Annotated in this window: 16 protein-coding genes; 3 read left to right on the forward strand and 13 right to left on the reverse strand. The window is 73.8% G+C overall.

The features are described from left to right. Window positions 1–4: 4 nt before the first annotated feature. The 10 genes from ABZ860_RS23105 to ABZ860_RS23150 all read right to left on the reverse strand — a co-directional run bounded on the left by ABZ860_RS23105 (window position 5) and on the right by ABZ860_RS23150 (window position 9,819). Entirely contained in the window at window positions 5–1,087 is a 1,083-nt protein-coding gene (locus tag ABZ860_RS23105) for an MSMEG_0565 family glycosyltransferase (protein WP_357223451.1), read from the reverse strand. After that, window positions 1,084–1,920 (reverse strand): carbon-nitrogen hydrolase family protein, encoded by an 837-nt coding sequence (locus ABZ860_RS23110; RefSeq protein WP_357223453.1) that lies wholly within the window; start codon window positions 1,918–1,920, stop codon window positions 1,084–1,086. The genes ABZ860_RS23105 and ABZ860_RS23110 overlap by 4 nt, the downstream gene beginning before the upstream one ends. Continuing rightward, entirely contained in the window at window positions 1,917–2,759 is an 843-nt protein-coding gene (locus tag ABZ860_RS23115; protein ID WP_357223456.1) for a carbon-nitrogen hydrolase family protein, read from the reverse strand. The genes ABZ860_RS23110 and ABZ860_RS23115 overlap by 4 nt, the downstream gene beginning before the upstream one ends. Continuing rightward, window positions 2,756–4,177 (reverse strand): MSMEG_0567/sll0787 family protein, encoded by a 1,422-nt coding sequence (locus ABZ860_RS23120; protein ID WP_357223458.1) that lies wholly within the window; start codon window positions 4,175–4,177, stop codon window positions 2,756–2,758. The genes ABZ860_RS23115 and ABZ860_RS23120 overlap by 4 nt, the downstream gene beginning before the upstream one ends. A 6-nt stretch (window positions 4,178–4,183) precedes the next feature. Further along, window positions 4,184–5,248: an MSMEG_0568 family radical SAM protein gene (locus ABZ860_RS23125; protein WP_357223461.1), complete on the reverse strand. Its 1,065-nt coding sequence runs from the start codon at window positions 5,246–5,248 to the stop codon at window positions 4,184–4,186. A 4-nt stretch (window positions 5,249–5,252) separates the two neighbouring features. Further along, a complete protein-coding gene (locus tag ABZ860_RS23130) occupies window positions 5,253–5,768 on the reverse strand; it encodes an MSMEG_0572/Sll0783 family nitrogen starvation response protein (RefSeq protein WP_142562294.1) in 516 nt (171 codons plus the stop codon). Window positions 5,769–5,805: 37 nt separating this feature from the next. Next, complete coding sequence (locus ABZ860_RS23135; protein ID WP_357223464.1) at window positions 5,806–6,633, reverse strand: amidohydrolase family protein; 828 nt, start codon at window positions 6,631–6,633, stop codon at window positions 5,806–5,808. Window positions 6,634–6,650: 17 nt separating this feature from the next. Continuing rightward, window positions 6,651–7,982: an MSMEG_0569 family flavin-dependent oxidoreductase gene (locus tag ABZ860_RS23140; protein WP_357223467.1), complete on the reverse strand. Its 1,332-nt coding sequence runs from the start codon at window positions 7,980–7,982 to the stop codon at window positions 6,651–6,653. Window positions 7,983–8,065: 83 nt separating this feature from the next. Further along, window positions 8,066–9,217: an FAD-dependent oxidoreductase gene (locus ABZ860_RS23145; RefSeq protein ID WP_357223469.1), complete on the reverse strand. Its 1,152-nt coding sequence runs from the start codon at window positions 9,215–9,217 to the stop codon at window positions 8,066–8,068. After that, window positions 9,214–9,819, reverse strand: a complete 606-nt coding sequence (locus ABZ860_RS23150) for a TetR/AcrR family transcriptional regulator (protein ID WP_357223472.1) — start codon at window positions 9,817–9,819, stop codon at window positions 9,214–9,216. The genes ABZ860_RS23145 and ABZ860_RS23150 overlap by 4 nt, the downstream gene beginning before the upstream one ends. Window positions 9,820–9,971: 152 nt before the next feature. Between ABZ860_RS23150 and ABZ860_RS23155 the strand changes: the two genes are divergently transcribed. Continuing rightward, the gene (locus ABZ860_RS23155; protein ID WP_357223474.1) at window positions 9,972–10,898 is read left to right on the forward strand and encodes a DMT family transporter; all 927 of its coding nucleotides are present in this window, start codon (window positions 9,972–9,974) and stop codon (window positions 10,896–10,898) included. A gap of 294 nt (window positions 10,899–11,192) precedes the next feature. Then, complete coding sequence (locus ABZ860_RS23160) at window positions 11,193–11,810, forward strand: lytic polysaccharide monooxygenase (protein WP_357223565.1); 618 nt, start codon at window positions 11,193–11,195, stop codon at window positions 11,808–11,810. 77 nt (window positions 11,811–11,887) lie between these two features. Here ABZ860_RS23160 and ABZ860_RS23165 read toward each other — a convergent pair whose 3' ends face one another. Together ABZ860_RS23165 and ABZ860_RS23170 are read right to left on the reverse strand one after the other, a co-directional pair. Continuing rightward, window positions 11,888–13,465: a M28 family metallopeptidase gene (locus ABZ860_RS23165; RefSeq protein ID WP_357223477.1), complete on the reverse strand. Its 1,578-nt coding sequence runs from the start codon at window positions 13,463–13,465 to the stop codon at window positions 11,888–11,890. Window positions 13,466–13,646: 181 nt separating this feature from the next. Then, complete coding sequence (locus tag ABZ860_RS23170; protein ID WP_357223480.1) at window positions 13,647–14,489, reverse strand: D-alanyl-D-alanine carboxypeptidase family protein; 843 nt, start codon at window positions 14,487–14,489, stop codon at window positions 13,647–13,649. Window positions 14,490–14,757: 268 nt separating this feature from the next. Here ABZ860_RS23170 and ABZ860_RS23175 point away from each other — a divergent pair, with 268 nt between their 5' ends. Beyond that, window positions 14,758–15,936 (forward strand): steroid 3-ketoacyl-CoA thiolase, encoded by a 1,179-nt coding sequence (locus ABZ860_RS23175; RefSeq protein WP_357223483.1) that lies wholly within the window; start codon window positions 14,758–14,760, stop codon window positions 15,934–15,936. 35 nt (window positions 15,937–15,971) lie between these two features. Here the strand turns inward: ABZ860_RS23175 and ABZ860_RS23180 are convergent, their stop codons facing one another. Next, entirely contained in the window at window positions 15,972–17,060 is a 1,089-nt protein-coding gene (locus ABZ860_RS23180; protein ID WP_357223485.1) for an acyl-CoA dehydrogenase family protein, read from the reverse strand. Between the last annotated feature and the right edge of the window lie 27 nt (window positions 17,061–17,087).

Consider the following 17,087-nt stretch of genomic DNA (forward strand, 5'->3'; position numbering starts at 1 on the left):
GAGCCTACGACGCGAGCGACTCGTACAGGGCGACGTGGCGTTCGGCGGCGGCCCGCCAGGTGTGCCGGGCGGCGACAGCCCGGCCCGCCGTACGCCTGCCGGGATCGGCGGAGGCGAGGGCGTCGGCGAGCTCGGCGGCGAGCCCGGCGGGGCTGACGGCGAAGCGCGCGGCGGAGCCGAAGACCTCACGCAGGACCGGCAGATCGCGCATCACCAGAGGGACGCCCGCGGCTAGGGCCTCCATCGCGGCGAGGCCGAAGCCCTCCTTCACCGACGGGAAGGCGAAGGCGGCGGCGCCCGCCACGAGCGCCGGCAGGTCCGCGTCGGCGACCGGCCCGAGGACCAGCGGCTCGGCGCCCAGCTCCGCCGCCCGGGCCTCCCACCGCGCGCGGTAGTCGCGGTAGTCGAAGAGCGTCTCGCCTCCGGCGATCACCAGCCGGACGTCCGGGCGCGCCTCCCGCAGCAGCGCGTACGCCTCCAGCAGGTCGAGCGAGCCCTTGCGCGGCTCGATGCCGCCGACCGTCAGCACGTACGTCCCGAGCTGCGTGCGCCACATGTGGGCGGCGACCGGATCGGCGGACGCGAAGCGCTCGTAGGCGACGCCGTTCGGAATCACCGTCGCCGTGATGCCCCACCCGGCCGCGAGCTCGGCGGCCACCGCCTGCGACACGCAGACGTGCGCGTACGGCGTGACGATGGCGCGCTCGTGACAGGCGGTCAGCTCGGGCGTGGTGAAGTGGTCCACGTGGTGGACGGTGCGCACGCACCGGCCCGCCGCGTTGGCGCTGATGCAGTCCTGGGCGTGGACGACGTCGTACGAGGCCGCCTCCGGGGCGAACGCCCGGCGCAGCACCGCGATCGACCGCAGCACCCGCGGGCCGACGCCCTCTGCGGGGATGTCGGAGAACGGCACGACGCGCAGCCGCACGGCCGGATCGACCGGGCGGAAGAACCCCGAGTCGCCGCCCCGGCCGAGCGTCCACACCGTCACGTGCTGTCCCGCCGCCGCGAGCGCCTCGGCGAGGGCGAGGGTGTGCACGACCCCGCCGCGGGGCCTGGTCGAGTAGCTCAGCAGCGCGATTCTCACCCGCGCGCCTCCCGGTAGACGTCGGCCCTGCGCTCGCCGAGGTGATGGAGGATCCGCCGGGCGCGGTCGATCTCGGCGGCGACGTCGAGCTCGGCCACGGCCAGCCCGGCCTTCGACCAGGTGCGGGCGAGCACGTCGCCCCCCGGCCCGACGACCTTGGCCTGCCCCAGGAACCGCATGCCGCCCATCACCCCGGTCTGGTTGGAGGAGGCGAGCACGACCTGGTTCTCGGCGGCCCGCGCCTGGTCGTACAGGTCGAACAGTCGGGACTGCCGGTCCTGGGCCATCCGCGGCGCGCGGTTGGTGACGCTGGTGGGCCAGGCCGACAGACAGGCCAGGATCTGCGCGCCGTCGAGCGCGAGGCTGCGGGCCGACTCGGGGAAGGTCTTGTCGTAGTCGATCAGCATGCCGATCCGCCCGGCCGGGGTGTCGAAGGCGTCGAAGCGGTCACCCGGGCCGTAGGCCGCGGTCTCGCCCGCGGGCAGGTGCACCTTGCGGTGCAGGCCGAGCACCCCGTCGCCGCTGACGCACACGGCCGCGTTGTAGCGGACGTCGCCGCCGTCCTCGCAGAATCCGACGCACACCACCATCTCGGCGGCCAGCGCCGCCACCCGCGCGATCAACGGGTCGTCCGGCTTCAGCGCGGGTGGCAGCGTGTCGGGGTCCGGCCTGCGCAGGTCGGCGAGGTAGCCGCCGAGCGCGGCGTCGGGCAGCACGAGCAGCCGGGCGCCCGCGGCGCGGGCGTCGTCGATCAGTTTGGCGATGCGGGCCAGGTCGAAGGCGAGGTCGCGGCCGAAGCGGGCGGCCGCCGCGGCGATCCGCAGAACGGTCACGCCGCGTGCCCCGCCGTTCCGTACGTCTCCGGCCGGCGGTCGCGCAGGTGGCCCATCGACCGGCGCGCGGCCTCCAGCGCCCCCGGCACGTCGATCTCGGCGACCGCCATGCCCGGCCCGACGCCCGTCGCCGCGACGATCTCGCCGCCGGGATCCACGACCTTCGCGCTGCCGACGAAGCGCAGCGACCCGAACGTGCCCGCCTGGTTGGCCGACAGCCACACGATCTGGTTCTCCAGCGCCCGCGCCCGGTCGAACAGGTCGAAGCGGCGCTTCCAGCGGTCACGCTCCAGGTCACGCGCCGCGTTCGTCCGCGAGCCCGGCCAGGCCGACACGCACACCCCGATCTGCGCGCCGTCGAGGGCCAGCGCGCGGGCGGACTCGGGAAACGCCTTGTCGTAGCAGATCATCATGCCGATCCTGCCGACGGACGTGTCGAAGGCGCGGAAGCCGTCGCCCGAGGCGTAGCTGGCGTTCTCGCCGAGCGGCTGGTGCACCTTGCGGTGGTTGCCCAGCACGCCGTCGCCGCTGACGCACACCACGCTGTTGTAGCGGGCGTCGCCGCCGTCCTCGCAGTAGCCCGCGACCACGACCATGTCGCCGGCCAGCGCGGCCAGCCGCCGGATCTCGGGGCCGTCCACGGCGAGCGGGGGCGGCCCGGCGTCCGCGGCGTCGCCGTCGAGGCTGAGCAGGTAGCCGCCGAGGCACGCCTCGGGCAGCGCGAGGAGCCGCACGTTCGCGTTGCGGGCCTCCTTGACGAGGCGTTCGACGATCGCGAAGTCCTCGTCGAGGTCGCGGCCGAATGCAGCGGACACCGCCGCCATGCGCAGGGCGCTCACGCGGTCCCCAATCCGGTCACCGGGCCGCCGACGGCCTCCGTGACCTGTCCGTCGGGCCAGCGCAGCGAGACGCCGCTGCCGGTGGTCAACTCCCCGCACACCGCGGAGGCGGCCGGCCCCGCCGCGGGCGCGGGTGCCCCCGGCTCGTCCGCCGTGAGCATCGCGAAGCCGGGAAAGCAGGTGAGCCAGTCGCCCACGGAGGCGGCGGCCGGACGCGGCACCGCGGCCACGTCCAGCACGGCCGCGCAGCCGCTCGCCTCGGCCAGCATGCCGAGCGTGCCGGCGATCCCCGCCATCGACACGTCCTTGGCGGCGGCGGGGCGGCCGGCCGCGACCGCGCCGAGCATCGCCCGCAGCTCGTCCGTACGCCGGGAGGTGGTCGAGTCCCACTGGCGGCCCCGGTAGCCGGCCCGCCAGCCGCCGCCGAGGTCCGCCGTGAGGCGCACGGCGTGGCCGGGACGTCCGCCGCCGCCGGGCACGGGACGCGCGGCGCGGCCCAGCGCCGTCACCGACAGCGCGGCCGGCACCCCGAGTTGTGTGTGCCCGCCGAGCACCGGCACCCCGTACGCGCGGGCCGCCCGGGCAAGGCCGTCCAGCACCCGGGCGGCGTGCGCGGTGTCGGGCGCGGCGAGCGCGTCGAGCAGCCCCGCCGGGGCGGCGCCCATCGCGGCCAGGTCGTTGAGGTTGACCAGGACCGAGCACCAGCCGGCCCACTCCGGGTCGCGTTCGACCATGGACGGCACGATCGCGTCGCAGGCGGCGACGAGGTCGCCACCGGGCACCGGCGCTCCGTCGTCGCCGACGAAACCCGGGCCGCCGAGGGCGTGCGGGGCCTGCCCGGCGAGGGCGGCGAGCAGCGGCCCGAGCGCCGACTTGGCCGCCGCGGCGTGGGCCGCGACCCGGCCGATCGGGTGACGCATCAGCACGTGCGGCGCGTCCGCGACCGTCACCGGCCGCACGCGGGTCCAGCCCAGGCGGCGGAAGAACGTCTCGGCCCTGACCTGCACGGTCGCCTCGAACCGCAGCACGCCCTCCGCCTCGGCGCGGGCGCACGCGGCCCGCACCAGGGCCGCGCCCACGCCCCCGGAACCACGCGCGGAGACCAGGCGCCCGCCCGTCCACCAGCCGATGTCGGGGCCGTCGCAGGCCGGTCCGAGCCGCACGCCGCCGACGACCGTGCCCGCCGCGTCCCTGGCCACCAGCGTGACCGTGCGGGGATCGTCGTCCCTGTCGTCGAGGTCGTGCTTCTCGAACAACCCCTGCTCCCGGACGAACGCCTCGTGCCGCAGCCGCCGGTAGGCCCGGAGGGTCGCGGCGTCGGCCGCCTGCTCGATCCGGAGAGCCGGGCGGCGCGCCAGCGTGCTGCGGTCACCGAGCAGCGCGAGGATGTCGGGCGCCGTGTCGCCGTCGAGGTGCATCGGCCCTCACCCGCCCGCCGCGCTCAGCACGCCGCACGCCCCGCAGGCGGCGCAGCCCGCTCCCTGGTCCGCGCCCCGCATGCCGGCCGCGCGCAGCAGCACCGCCACGCCCTCGGTGACGTACGTCAGCAGGCCCGCGTCCGGGGCGCCGATCCCGTCGCGGGCCGCGAGCGTGCCCCGCATCGGGCGGAACGGGACCACGAAGGGATAGACACCGCGCCGGATGAGGCGCCCCGCGCCCGCGATCAGCTCGTCGGGGTCCTCACCCAGCCCCACCAGCAGGTACGTCGAGACGCGGTTGCGTCCGAACACCCGGACCGCCTCGTCCCAGGCGGCCTCGTACTCGGCGAGCGGCACCGACGACTTGCCCGGCATCCAGCGCCGCCGGACCTCCTCGTCCAGCGACTCCACATGGATGCCGATCGCGGTGGCCCCCGCCTCGCGCAGCGCGCCGATCCAGGCCAGGTCGCCCGGCGGCTCGCACTGCACCTGGATCGGCAGGTGCGGCACGGCGTCCAGCACAGCGCGCACGCACCGCGCCAGAGTGCGCGCGCCGCGATCGGGCCCGGTGGTCGTGCCGGTGGTCATCACCATCTGCCGCACGCCGTCGAGCCGCACCGCCGCCTCCGCCACCTCAGCGAGCTGGGCGGGCGTCTTCGCGGCGACCGTCGCGCCCGACCGCAGCGACTCCTCGATGGTGCAGAAACGGCAGCGGTCGGCCTCGCCGTACCGGACGCACGTCTGCACGACGGTCGTGGCGAGCACGTCCGCGCCGTGCAGCCGGGCGATCTTCTGGTACGGCACGCCATCGGCGGTGGTCAGGTCGTAGAAGCTCGGCCGCCGCACGGGCACCAGGGAGACGCCGGTGTCCTGCTCGCCGAGCCAGACCGTGCCGTCGCGAACCGTGTAGGGGCTGCCGGGATCGATGGGCAGCGCCGCGCCGGCGCCGTCGACGAGGACGTGGCCGTCGCCGCTGGGCCCCGCGCCGTCCGGCCGCCGTACGGGCGTGTCGAAGGCCACGCCGCGCAGGGCCAGCTCGGCGCGGGTCAGGATCCGCAGATCGACGGTCACGGCACTACAGCTGGTAGGTGGAGTTGATGATGGCGCCCTTGCGGGCGTAGTGGATCAGCGCGTCCTGCACGTCCAGCGGGTGGGTCGGGATCACGCCCTCGATGAGGTCCTCCTCGCGGGCGCCGTGCAGGGACAGGCCGAACCGGCAGCAGTAGACCTTCCCGCCCTCGGCGATGAACGTCTTGAGCTGGTTGTTGATGTTGTGCTCGCCCGGGAACGCCGAGTTGCCGGTCGTCGGGAAGCCGCGGGTGGCCAGGCAGTTCAGCGATCCCGGGCCGTAGAAGTAGATGGCGGTCTCGAAGCCCTTGCGCAGCGCCCGGGTGGCCTGCAGCACGGCCACGAAACTGACCGACGACTCGTGCGCGATGCCGTGGACGAGCGTGAAGTACGACTCGCCGTTCTCGGCCTTGTAGTCGGGGAAGACCTTGGTCGTGCCGTAGATGCTGGAGCCCTCGGGCAGGGACGGGTGGGGGATCTCCTCGATGCTCTTCTTCTCGAGGTCGGTCATGTCGACGGACATGGTGTCTCTCCTTTGGCTGCAGGGGGGCGAGTGGGGGTCAGTCGTAGAGGGAGGCGAAGGTGCCGCGGAAGACGAGCGCGCCCAGCTCCCCGTCCCCGGCCGCGGCGCGCATCCGGGCGTGCTCGCCCGCGAAGTCGCCCCACGGCTGGTCGCTGGCGAACAGCACGCGGTCGTGCCCGAGGCCGCGCCGCTCGATCTCCCGGGCCAGCCAGTAGGGCGCGAAGCCGATGGCCCAGGACAGGTCGGTGTAGACGCGTTTGCCGGCCGCGATCCAGTCGAAGAACCGGGAGCCGGCGAGCTTGATGTGGCCGCTCATCCCGCCGCCGAAGTGCACGAGGTGCACCGGCACGCGGTCGGCGTACCACTCGACCAGGTGCCCGACCTCGTCGACGTCCGAGGCGGCGCCGGGTGAGGTGTGGACGTGGACGACCAGGCCGTGGCGCTCGGCCGCCACGAAGATCCGGTCGAGGCCGGGACGGCAGGCGGGGTCGGTGGGCCGCCCGCCGAGCAGGAAGCTGAGCTTGAGCGCCCGGACGCCCCGCTCTCCCGCCAGGGCGAGGGCGCCGGCGGTGCGTTCCGCGTCGCGGGGCAGCGGCGAGACCCACAGCCCGGCGCGGATCCGGTCGTCGGCCTGCGCCGCCTCCAGGACGAGGTCGTTGAGGGCGAAGGCGACCGCCGGGTCGGGCACGCCGTAGTTGGGCAGCACCAGCGCGCGTTCCGTGCCCTCCGCGTCGAGGTCGGCGATCAGCTGCTTGACCGTGGCCCGCGCGGTGACGTCGGGGCTCACCGCGGGGCCGCCGTAGAAGGGATGGGCGGGCAGCACGCCGATGTGCCGGTGGGCGTCGAAGACCATGCCGCGGGTCATGTCGTGGACCATGGGACTCACCCGACCGGCAGCGCGGGTGAGAGCTCGGCGGGCGCGCCGGTGAGCGCGCCGCAGACGTCGGCCAGCCGCCGGGACGCCTCGATGTGGCCGGCGAGGAACTCGGCGTCCCGGCCCACCGCCTCGAACCGGCCGGAGCCCCAGGTGTGCTGCCAGGGCAGCCCGAGGAAGTAGAGCCCAGGACAGTTCGTCACGCCGCGCCAGTGCATCGGATAGCCCCGGCCGTCGAAGGCGGGGATCTCGATCCAGCGGTGGTCGCGGGTGAACCCGGTCGCCCATATGACCGAGGTGATCCCGGCCGAGGCCAGGTCGAGGGCGCGTACCGGCTCGCCCGGTTCCCACACCGGCACGTAGCGGGGCTCGCCGGGGGCGTCGATGCCGCGCGCGGCGATGTACGCGTCGATGGCGTCCTTGATCCCCTCGGCCACCGCGTCGGCCCGGTCGAGGTTGTCCTTCAGGTCGGCGGCGAACTCCAGCGTCGTGCCGGTCACGCCGGTCAGCCGGCCGTACAGGCGCATCCCGTCGCGGGCGAAGGCCCGCAGGTCGATGTCGCGCCCGCCGTCGCGCCCGGTGACGTAGTGGTTGGCCCGCAGGCGTACGGCGTCCGCGTCGTCGAACTCGTCGATGCTCCTGGCGTAGTGGCCCATGTCGTGCAGCCACGCCACGCAGTCCCTGCCCCGGTAGAAGCGGGCGACCCGGGGCGCGCTCCCGACGGCGAGGTGGACCCGGCGGCCGGCCAGATGCAGGTCCTCGGCGATCTGGCAGCCCGACTGCCCGGTGCCGATCACGAGGACCTCGCCCTCGGGAAGCTGGGCGGGACGGCGGTACCGCGAGGAGTGGATCTGCGTGATCCCCGCGGGCAGCCGCTCGGCCGGCCGGGGGACGGCGGCCGCGTGATAGGGGCCGGTGGCCACCACGACCTGGTCGGCGGTGAGGTCCCCGGCGGTGGTCGAGAGCGCGAACGTCCCGCTCGCGGCCCTCCGTAAGCGGGTGACGCGCACGCCCTCGGCGAGCGGGGGCCCGAAGGAGGCGGCGTAGTCCTCCAGATAGCGGACGATCTCCTCGCGGACCATGAAACCGTCGGGGTCGGGCCCGCGGTAGGGGAAGCCCGGCAGGTCGCACTGCCAGTTGGGGGTGACCAGACAGAAGGAGTCCCAGCGGCGCTCGCGCCACTCGTGGCCGATCCGCCGCGCTTCGATGACGACATGCTCGATGCCGCGCCGGCCCAGGCAGTGGCTGACCGACAGCCCTGCCTGGCCGCCGCCGACGACCGCGACCGGGTAGTGGACTCCGGCGATCCGCGGTATGCAGGTTTCTGCCGCCGATTGCATGACGGCCACTTCAATCCGCCCCGATTACCAGACCACGGCATCCGGAATAAAAATCCGTTACCGGTACGTCACCCCGCGATCCGTCAGCTGATGAGGCGGTGGCCGCCGGGGCTGAGATTGTTCATGAAGAGCCGGTCGGCTCCGGGGAGGGAGGCCAGCCGGAGCAGCCAGTCGCGGGCCGTGATGCGCAGGCGGCTGGACGGAGCCATCCAGGGGAGGAAGCGGCGGCCGAAGGACTGGACGTCGGCGACGACCGGCCGCATGCGCGCCGCGTACCGGTCGAGGGCGGGGGACGGGTCGCCTGAGGAGGCCGCGCGCAGCTCGCCGGCGAGCACCCACGCCGCGGCCACCGCGAGGGACGCGCCGTGCCCGGCGAACAGGGAGACCGCCTGGCAGGCGTCGCCGAGCAGGACCACGCGGCCGCTGCTCCAGAGGGGCGCCTCGACCTGCGTCACCTGGTCGTAGTACAGCTCCGGCGGCTGCGGGCACCTGCCGAGCACCTCGGGCAGGATCCAGCCGAGGCGCCCGAAGTGCCGGCGCAGCGAGGCGGCCGGATCGGCGGGGACGGCGGGGTCGGGCTCGTGGCGCAGGAACAGCAGGGCGAGCCGATTGCCGCCCACCGCGTAGGCCCCGGCCATGAGATGCGGCACGGTCAGCATGCGGTAGCGCGGACCGATCCGCCGGCTGAGGTCCTCGTCCTCGACCACGTACGCGGCCACGTGATGGCCGAGATAGCGGACGAAGCGCTCCTCGGGGCCGAAGACCAGCTCCCTGACCCGTGAGTGCACGCCGTCGGCGCCGACCAGCAGGTCGGCCTGGTGCCGGGTGCCGTCGGTCAGCTCGACCTCGACGCCCCCGTCGTCCTGCCTGACGGCCGCGATCGTCGTGCCGTACCGGACCGGTGCGCGCACCTGCTCGGCGAGCACGCGGGCGAGGTCGCCCCGCAGCAGGCTGACCACCTCGGCGAATCCCGCCGTGACGGCGAGGCGGCTGGTCTGCCGTCCGGAGCCGTCGACGTAGCCGATCTCGTGGACGGGGTGGCGGACCTCCTCCAGCCGGGGGCGCAGCCCCATCCGCCCGGCCGCCTCCAGCCCGGGGCCGTAGAAGTCGATCATGTATCCGACCGCGCGGAACGCCGGGGCGCGCTCGACCAGTTCGACCTGCCAGCCGGCGCGTTCCAGGTGCCAGGCCAGGGCCGTCCCGGCTATCCCGGCGCCGCAGACGATCGCTCTCATGTTCCTCCACCCTCCTCGTGTCCGTCCCTACGCACCATCGCCCGCAGCGGCCCGGCCAGAGCGGTGAGGTCGAGACAGGGGTCGAGCCCGCGCTGCAGCACCAGGCCGTCCACCGCCGCGACGAGGACCGCGGCGGCCGCCTCGGCGTCGCCGGGGCGGCCGGAGTAGCTCCCGCGCTCGCGCAGCCACGCGGCGACGCGGTCGCGAGAGTCGGCGACGATCTCCTGTAGCAGGTCGCGCAGATCGGGCAGCCGGGCGGCCGCCAGGTACATCTCGACGATCAGCAGCGAGGCGGGGTCGGTTCCCGTGTAGCGGGACAGCTCGCCCAGCAGCCACTCGACGCCGGTCTCGGGGTCGGGCTGCTCCCCGAGCCGCCCGGTCAGCTCCTCCAGCATCGCGCGCGCGACCCCGGTCGAGGCCGCGATCAGCAGGTCGGGCAGCGACGCGAAGTGGTAGTGCACGACTCCGGGGGCGACCCCGGCCCGCTCGGCCACCATCCGCGTGCTGACGCCGCTCCAGCCCGCCTCGGCGATCAGGGCCGCCGCCGCGCCGAGCAGCCGTTGCCGTGTGGTCCTGCCCCGGTCCGCGGACGCCTCCGCCATCTCCCCACATGCTCCGTTCGGTTCTCGTACGACCGCCTTGGTCAGACGCCTTGGGCGATCGACTTGGACGATTGCCCAAAACCATAGCACCGGACATGAGGCCGCCGTCGCGGGGGATGGCGGAGACATGGGAGACCCGGCCGCCGAGGGGAGTGACCGATCATGATGCCGAGGGCTCCGGTGGGCGGCGTGCCGCCGTGATCGTCACGGTGGTTCTCGGCCTGGCGGCCGCGGCCCTCCTCGGTCTGGGCTGGGTCGCGCAGCAGCACGTCGCGTACACCGAGCCGCTGGGCGAGATGCTGCACGTGCGCCTGCTGCTCGACCTGGCGCGCAAGCCGGTGTGGCTGGCCGGGATCGCCACGATGGTCGGCGGGCAGGTCCTCGGGGCTCTGACCCTGCGGCGTGCCGACGTGGCCACCGTGGAGCCGCTTCTGGCGACCAACCTCATCTTCGCCCTCGCCGCGGCGGCCGTGTTCTACAAGGAGCGTCTGGGCGCGGCGGAGTGGCTGGGCGCGGTGCTGGTCAGCGGCGGCGTGGCCGCCTTCCTCCTGGCCGGCCGCCCGGAGGGCGGAGGGATGCCGGCGTCGGGCTCCGCGGTGTGGATCGCCGTGCTGGTCGTGTCGGGAGTGGCCGCGGGCATGGTCGCCGTGGCGCTGCGGGCGCCCCTGCAGACCAAGGCGATGCTGCTCGCCGCGGCCGCGGGAGCGTTGTACGGCCTCCAGGACGCGCTGACCCGCGGGTCCCTGCTGACCCTGGCGCAGGGGCCGGCGGCACTGTTCACCTCCTGGGAGCCCTATCTGCTGCCCGTGATCGCGGGGACCGGCATCCTGCTCAACCAGAGCGCCTTCGACGCCGCGCCGCTGCGGATCTCGCTGCCCGCCACCACCGCGACCGAGCCGATCGTCGGCATCGTCCTGGGAGTCGCGATCTTCGGCGAGCGTCTGCGTGTCGATCCCCCGGCTCTCGCGGGGGAGGTCGGCGGCCTGGTGGCGCTCGTGGTGGGCATCGTCATCCTCGGCCGCTCGCCGTTCCTGGCCAAGTCGGAGCAGGGGCAGCAGGCCACGCAGGGCCGGATGTGAAAGCGAGCGCCTGAAAAATACACGACATCGGGGGTGCCGACCGGCGGCCCTCGCGCCGGAAGAACGACCAGGTCGGGACCGACGCTCCGGGAGCCGCGCCGGGACGGGCCGGCCCGCACCGGAGTTCCGACTCGACATGTCAGGGTTGCCGACGCCCGCATGTCAGCTACGATCGCAGCAACCTTCGGGAGCGCTCCCCATCTGGCCCGGAACCCCCCACCGGAAGATGGAGACCCAACAGTGCACACCCACTCACGTCCCCGCGTCCGCCGCTGGGCGTTTCGCCTCACGGCCCTGCTGTCCGCGTCCGCGGCCTGCCTGACCACCTGGGCGGGCGCGGCCTTCGCCCACGGCTCGGTCGTCGACCCGGCCTCCCGCAACTACGGCTGCTGGCAGCGCTGGGGCAGCGACTTCCAGAACCCGGCCATGGCCCAGCAGGACCCGATGTGCTGGCAGGCGTGGCAGGCCGACCCGAACGCCATGTGGAACTGGAACGGCCTCTACCGCAACGGCCTCGGCGGCAACTTCCAGGCCGCCATCCCGAACGGCCAGCTGTGCAGCGGCGGCCACGCGGAAAGCGGCCGCTACAACTCGCTCGACGCGGTCGGCGCGTGGAAGACGACGAACATCCGCAACAGCTTCACCGTCAAGCTTTACGATCAGGCGAGCCACGGCGCCGACTACTTCCTGGTCTACGTCACACGGCCGGGCTTCGACCCGACCCGGCAGGCCCTGACGTGGAACGACCTGCAGCTGCTGACCAAGACCGGGCGGTACGGCCCCAGCCAGAACTACTCGATCAACGTCAGCACGTCCGGGCGCACCGGCCGGGCCGTCGTCTTCACGATCTGGCAGGCCTCGCACATGGACCAGGCGTACTTCCTGTGCAGCGATGTGAACTTCACGGCCTGACGCCCCCGGAGGCGGGCCCCGCCGGACGTCCTCCGGCGGGGCTCGCGTACGGCTACCGCATGCCGATCAGCGCGGGATCACCGAGCGGGCGCGCCGTGCGCCTCGCCCACATGGGCCGCGGCGGACCCGGCGCCGGCCGCGGTGGTGCGCGCGGCGGCCGCGGTGGTGCCGCGGACGTCCGGACCGGGCAGGTCGCGGCTGAAGGCGTAGACGGCCGCGGCGGTGGCGATCGCGCCGGTGTTCAGCGCGAGCGCCCTGTCGCTGATGTTGGCGATGGTGTCGCACGCCTGGTGGTAGCAGGAGTCGTACGCCTGGCCGGCGGTGCCGCCGAACATCGCCTGCTCCTCGGGTGTCTTGACGCCCTCGGCGCCGGTGAACGTCCCGCCGGACGGAATCCCGGCGTCGACGAACGGCCCGTAGTCCGACCGTCCGTCGAAGTCGGTGCCGTTGTGGCCCTGACGGAGCGTGTCGAAGTACTTCTCGAAGAGCTTCTCGATCTCGTCGGAGCCCTCGGGGCCGGGTCCTGCGCCGGTGGCGTCGGAGTCGTCGCCGTCGTAGATCTTCAGGGCGTAGTTCGGGGAGGCGACCATGTCGAAGTTCAGGTACAGCTTGATCTTCGCCAGGTCGGCGGGGGACAGGCTCGCGACGTAGTGCTCGGAGCCGAGCAGGCCCAGCTCCTCCGCGCTCCAGAAGGAGAAACGCAGCTTGTTCCTGGTCGGGATCCTGCCGAACGCGGTGGCGACCTCCAGGATCGCCGCGCTGCCGGAGCCGTTGTCGTTGATGCCCGGCCCCGCCGGCACGCTGTCCAGGTGTGCCCCGAGCTGCACCACCTTGTTCGGGTCGCCCCACCGCGAGTCGGCGATCACGTTGTGGGTCGTGCGGATCTCGCTGATGGTGTCGGTCTTCACCCGCACGGACGTCCCGGCGGTGGACAGTTCCTGGCCGACCGCGAAGCTCACGCCCACGGCGGGGATGTGCACGGTGGGCTCGCCCAGCGTGCCCTGCAGGGTGTCGGTGCGCCCGGGCTGGCCCTCGTTCATGATGATCACCGCGGACGCGCCCGCGGCCTGCGCGTTCTCGGCCTTCACCTGGAACGTGCAGGTGCCGCGCTGCACCAGCGCGACGGCGCCCGCCGGGAAGCCGGTGAAGTCGGCGGCCTCGCAGCCGGAGCTCGACGTGTTGGGCGTGGGGCCCGGAGGCAGCACGAGGTCGACGTTCCGGACGGCTCCGGTGACGTCTCCCGACCCCGAGTAGGTCATCGTGGCGAAGTCGCCGACGCTGCTGCCGTCCGGCGGGGTGGGCGCGTACGTCTTGGGGGAGGGCGCGGTCCGCTGCAGGACCGCGGTGGAGTTCTCCCGGAAGAACGGGAAGTCGAACTCCTGCAGGCTCACCGTGTAGCCGGCCTTCTTCAGCACCCCGGCGACGTAGTCGCGGGAGGCGGCGAAACCGGGAGTGCCGGCGGCGCGGGTGCCGCCGTTGGCGTTCGCGATGTCCTGCAGCGTGCGCAGGTGCTTCTTCACCGCCGACGCGACCACCGTCTGCGCGATCTGGGCGGGGTCGGGGTCGGCGTTCGCCGGCGCGGCCGGCAGGAGGGGAAGCACGAGGGCGGACGCCGCGGTGGCGACGGCGGCCCGCATGCCGAGCGAGGCGCGCATTGGGCTCTCCTTCGGGTCCAATGACGGTCCGAACGGTCCAGCAGTCAGGCCCCCGATGGACACTGATCGCGAACCTAACCGGGTTTGACCGATCCGGAAAGGCCCTGTTTTCTGGCCCGCCCGGGTATTGCGCGCACGCGCCTCGCCTCGTCTGCGAGCCTTCGCGGGGCCGTACGCGGACTCAGCGGTCGGTCGCCCAGTCGAGCAGCGTCTCGGCGGTGTCCCAGCGGCGGCTGGCCACGTCCTCGCCGAGGATGATCCCGATCAGCCGGTGGCCGTCCCGGTCGGCGGCGAACGCCAGGCAGAACCCGGCGGCGTTCGTGGAGCCCGTCTTCACGCCGATCGCGCCCGGCAGGCCGAGCATGTGGTTGGTGTTGTACCAGTCGTACCGGCCGTCCTCGGTCGAGTGCTCGCTGGTCGAGGTGACCTTCTTGAAGACCGGGTTCCGCAGCGCGATCTCCGCGAGCCTGGCCTGGTCGCGCGCCGTGGAGTAGCCGTCGCCGCGGGATGTCGGGAGCCCGTCGGCGTTGACGTACAGGGTGTCGTTCAATCCGAGTTCGCGTGCGGTGGCGTTCATCTTGTCCACGAAACCGGGCACGCCGGGGCCGTACACGCGGGCCAGGGCGTGGGCCGCGTCCGCGCCCGAGGGGAGCAGCAGGGCGTACAGCAGTTCGCGGACGGGCAGGGTGTCGCCGGGCTCGAGGTCGGCCGTCGAGCCGTCGTTGTCCCAGGCGTACTCGACGTCCTGCTGCTTGATCGTCACCTCGTCGTCGAGGTTCGCCTCCCGCAGGACGATGTACGCGGTCATGATCTTGGTCAGGCTGGCGACCGGCATGCGCTCACCGGCGCGCTTGTCCAGCAGGTCCTGCCCGGTCGTGGCGTCCCACAGATAGACGGCCCGGCCGTGCACGTGCGGCGCGGCGTACGCATGGGTCGAAAGGGCCTGCGCCGGGCCGGGGGCGGCCAGGGCGGGAGAGGCGAGAGCCGGCGACGCCACCCCCGTGACCAGGGCAAAGGCGGCCATGGAGACACCAAGAGAAAGCTTCCGAGCGAACATGCGAATCAGGGTGCCATGGTTATTCGGACTCTTAAGACGAAAGTTCGCAAAATGTCGGCAAAGCGGGCGGACTCATGTGACTTAAGAGGTTTCAGGGAGCTTTTTGGATAATCCGCGACGTCATCCGGCTCCGCCGGCCGCCGTCGCAGCCGTTCCGCTGACCGGGACCGCGCTCCGCCGGCCGCGGGGCGGGGGCCACCATGACGGCGACACCGACACGAGAACGGGAGAGCGCATGGGAACTCCGGTCATCGTCGATGCCGCGCGGACGCCGTTCGGGCGCCGGGGCGGATGGCTCTCCGGACTGCACGCGGCCGAGTTGCTCGGCGTGGCGCAACGCGGGGCGCTGGAGCGCCTCGGCCTCGACCCCCACCTGGTGGAGCAGGTCGTCGGCGGCTGCGTCACCCAGGCGGGGGAGCAGGCCGGCAGCGTCACCCGTACGGCCTGGCTGCACGCGGGCCTGCCGGAGGAGACCGGGGTCACCACCATCGACAGCCAGTGCGGGTCGGCCCAGCAGGCGGTGCACCTGATCGCCGCGCAGATCGCGGCGGGCGTGATCGAGGCCGGCCTGGCCTGCGGCGTCGAGGTCATGTCGCGGGTGCCGCTCGGGGCCAACATCGGCGAGGGCGTGGGCAGGCCCAGGCCGGACTCCTGGGACCGCGACATGCCCGCCCAGTACGTGGCCGCCGACCGGATCGCCCGCCGCAGGGGCTTGTCCCGCGAGGGGCTCGACGCCTTCGGGCTCCGCTCCCAGGAACGCGCCGGGCGGGCGTGGGCGGAGGGCAGGTTCGACGGGCAGATCATCCCGGTGACCGTGCCCGCCGGCCTGTCCGGCGGCCCGTCCGGCGGCCCTTCCGGCGGCGCGGGACCCACGACCGTCGCGAAGGACCAGGGGCTGCGCGAGACCAGCATGGAGGCGCTGGCCGGTCTCAAGCCGATCCTGGACGGCGGCCTGCACACCGCGGGCACCGCCTCGCAGATCTCCGACGGCGCGAGCGCGGCCGTGCTCATGGACGAGGAGCGGGCCCGTGAGCTCGGGATTCGCCCGCGCGCCCGCATCGTGGCCCAGTGCCTGGTGGGGGCGGAGCCCGAGTTCCTGCTCGACGGCCCGGTCAGGGCGGCGGAGAAGCTGCTCGCCCGCACCGGCATGAAGATCGCCGACATCGACCTGTTCGAGGTCAACGAGGCGTTCGCCTCGGTCCCCATGTCGTTCGCGCAGGTCCACGGCGTCGATCAGGACCGGCTCAACGTCAACGGCGGCGCGATCGCGATCGGTCACCCGGTCGGGGCGACCGGCATCCGCCTGATCGCCGCGGCGATCGGCGAACTTGAGCGGCGCGACCAGGAGACGGCGATGGTCGCCATCTGCGCCGGCGGCGCGCTGGCCACCGGCGCGATCCTCCAGCGGGTCTGAGGCGCGGTTCGTCGCCCTGGCGGCGGACGAGCCGGTCAGCCGCCGAGGACGGCGGGGGCGAGGCGGGCGCGGTGCCAGGCGGCGTCGCCGAACAGCTTCGCCGCCGAGTGAGCCCGCTTGAAGTACAGATGCGCCTCGTGCTCCCAGGTGAAGCCGATGCCGCCGTGCAGCTGGATGGTCTCGGCCGCCACGGTGGAGAACGCCTCGGCGCAGTACGCCTGCGCCGCCGCGGCCCGCACCGGCAGGTCGGCGGCGTCCTCGGTGAGCGCGCGGGCCGCGTCGTAGCTGACCGACCTGGCCGACTCGACCAGCACGTACAGGTCGGCCAGACGGTGCTTGACCGCCTGGAACGAGCCGATCGGGCGGCCGAACTGCTCCCTGGTCTTCACGTACTCCAGCGTGATCTCCAGGCAGTGCGACGCCCCGCCGAGCTGTTCCGCGCTCAGCGCGGTCGCGGCGACGGCGAGCAGGTGCTCCAGCACGCGGTGCCCGTCGGCGGTCAGGAGCCGCGCCGGGGCGCCGTCGAAGACCACGCGCGCCTGCGGCCGGGTCCGGTCCAGCGTGACCAGCGACTCGACCCTGACGCTCCCCTCCGCCGTGTCCCGGGCGCCGGCGTCGACGGCGTACAGGCCGAGACCGCCCTCGGGAGTGGCGGCGGGCACGACGAACAGGTCGGCGCGCGCGCCGTCGAGCACGTGCTCCTTGACGCCGGTGAGCCGGCCGTCCGCCACGTGCGCGCGGATCGCCGCCGGGTCCCACGTCCCGCCCTCGGCCCAGGCCAGCGCGCCGACGCGGGTGCCGTCGGCGAGGCCGGGCAGGTCGCCGGTCGCGCCGCACGCCAGCAGGGCGCCGGCGGCGAGGACGGCCGAGCCCAGGTAGGGCACCGCGGCGAGGGCGCGGCCCAGTTCCTCGCACACCACGTGCGTCTCGGCATAGGAGAAGCCCGCTCCGCCGTGCTCCTCCGGGACGGCCAGGCCGAAGGCCCCCACCTGGCCGGCGAGCAGCCGCCAGACGGTCTCGTCGTACTCCGGCGTCGCGTCGGGCGCCGGGCGGGCGGGGGGGTTGCGCTCCAGCAGGGCGCGGACGGTGCGCCGCAGCTCCTCCTGCTCCTCGGTGGTGAACATGGCGATCATTCTAACAACTGTTTGGTA

Source organism: Microbispora sp. NPDC046973 (assembly GCF_040644495.1).
Classification (GTDB): domain Bacteria; phylum Actinomycetota; class Actinomycetes; order Streptosporangiales; family Streptosporangiaceae; genus Microbispora.

Bases quoted from the DNA above. Each gene is read 5' to 3' on its own strand.
- ABZ860_RS23120 (WP_357223458.1), bottom strand. From the start codon at position 4,177: ATGCACCTCGACGGCGACACGGCGCCCGACATCCTCGCGCTGCTCGGT.
- ABZ860_RS23130 (WP_142562294.1), bottom strand. From the start codon at position 5,768: ATGTCCGTCGACATGACCGACCTCGAGAAGAAGAGCATCGAGGAGATC.
- ABZ860_RS23135 (WP_357223464.1), bottom strand. From the start codon at position 6,633: ATGACCCGCGGCATGGTCTTCGACGCCCACCGGCACATCGGCGTGCTG.
- ABZ860_RS23140 (WP_357223467.1), bottom strand. From the start codon at position 7,982: ATGCAATCGGCGGCAGAAACCTGCATACCGCGGATCGCCGGAGTCCAC.
- ABZ860_RS23145 (WP_357223469.1), bottom strand. From the start codon at position 9,217: ATGAGAGCGATCGTCTGCGGCGCCGGGATAGCCGGGACGGCCCTGGCC.
- ABZ860_RS23150 (WP_357223472.1), bottom strand. From the start codon at position 9,819: ATGGCGGAGGCGTCCGCGGACCGGGGCAGGACCACACGGCAACGGCTG.
- ABZ860_RS23165 (WP_357223477.1), bottom strand. From the start codon at position 13,465: ATGCGCGCCTCGCTCGGCATGCGGGCCGCCGTCGCCACCGCGGCGTCC.
- ABZ860_RS23170 (WP_357223480.1), bottom strand. From the start codon at position 14,489: ATGGCCGCCTTTGCCCTGGTCACGGGGGTGGCGTCGCCGGCTCTCGCC.
- ABZ860_RS23175 (WP_357223483.1), top strand. From the start codon at position 14,758: ATGGGAACTCCGGTCATCGTCGATGCCGCGCGGACGCCGTTCGGGCGC.
- ABZ860_RS23180 (WP_357223485.1), bottom strand. From the start codon at position 17,060: ATGTTCACCACCGAGGAGCAGGAGGAGCTGCGGCGCACCGTCCGCGCC.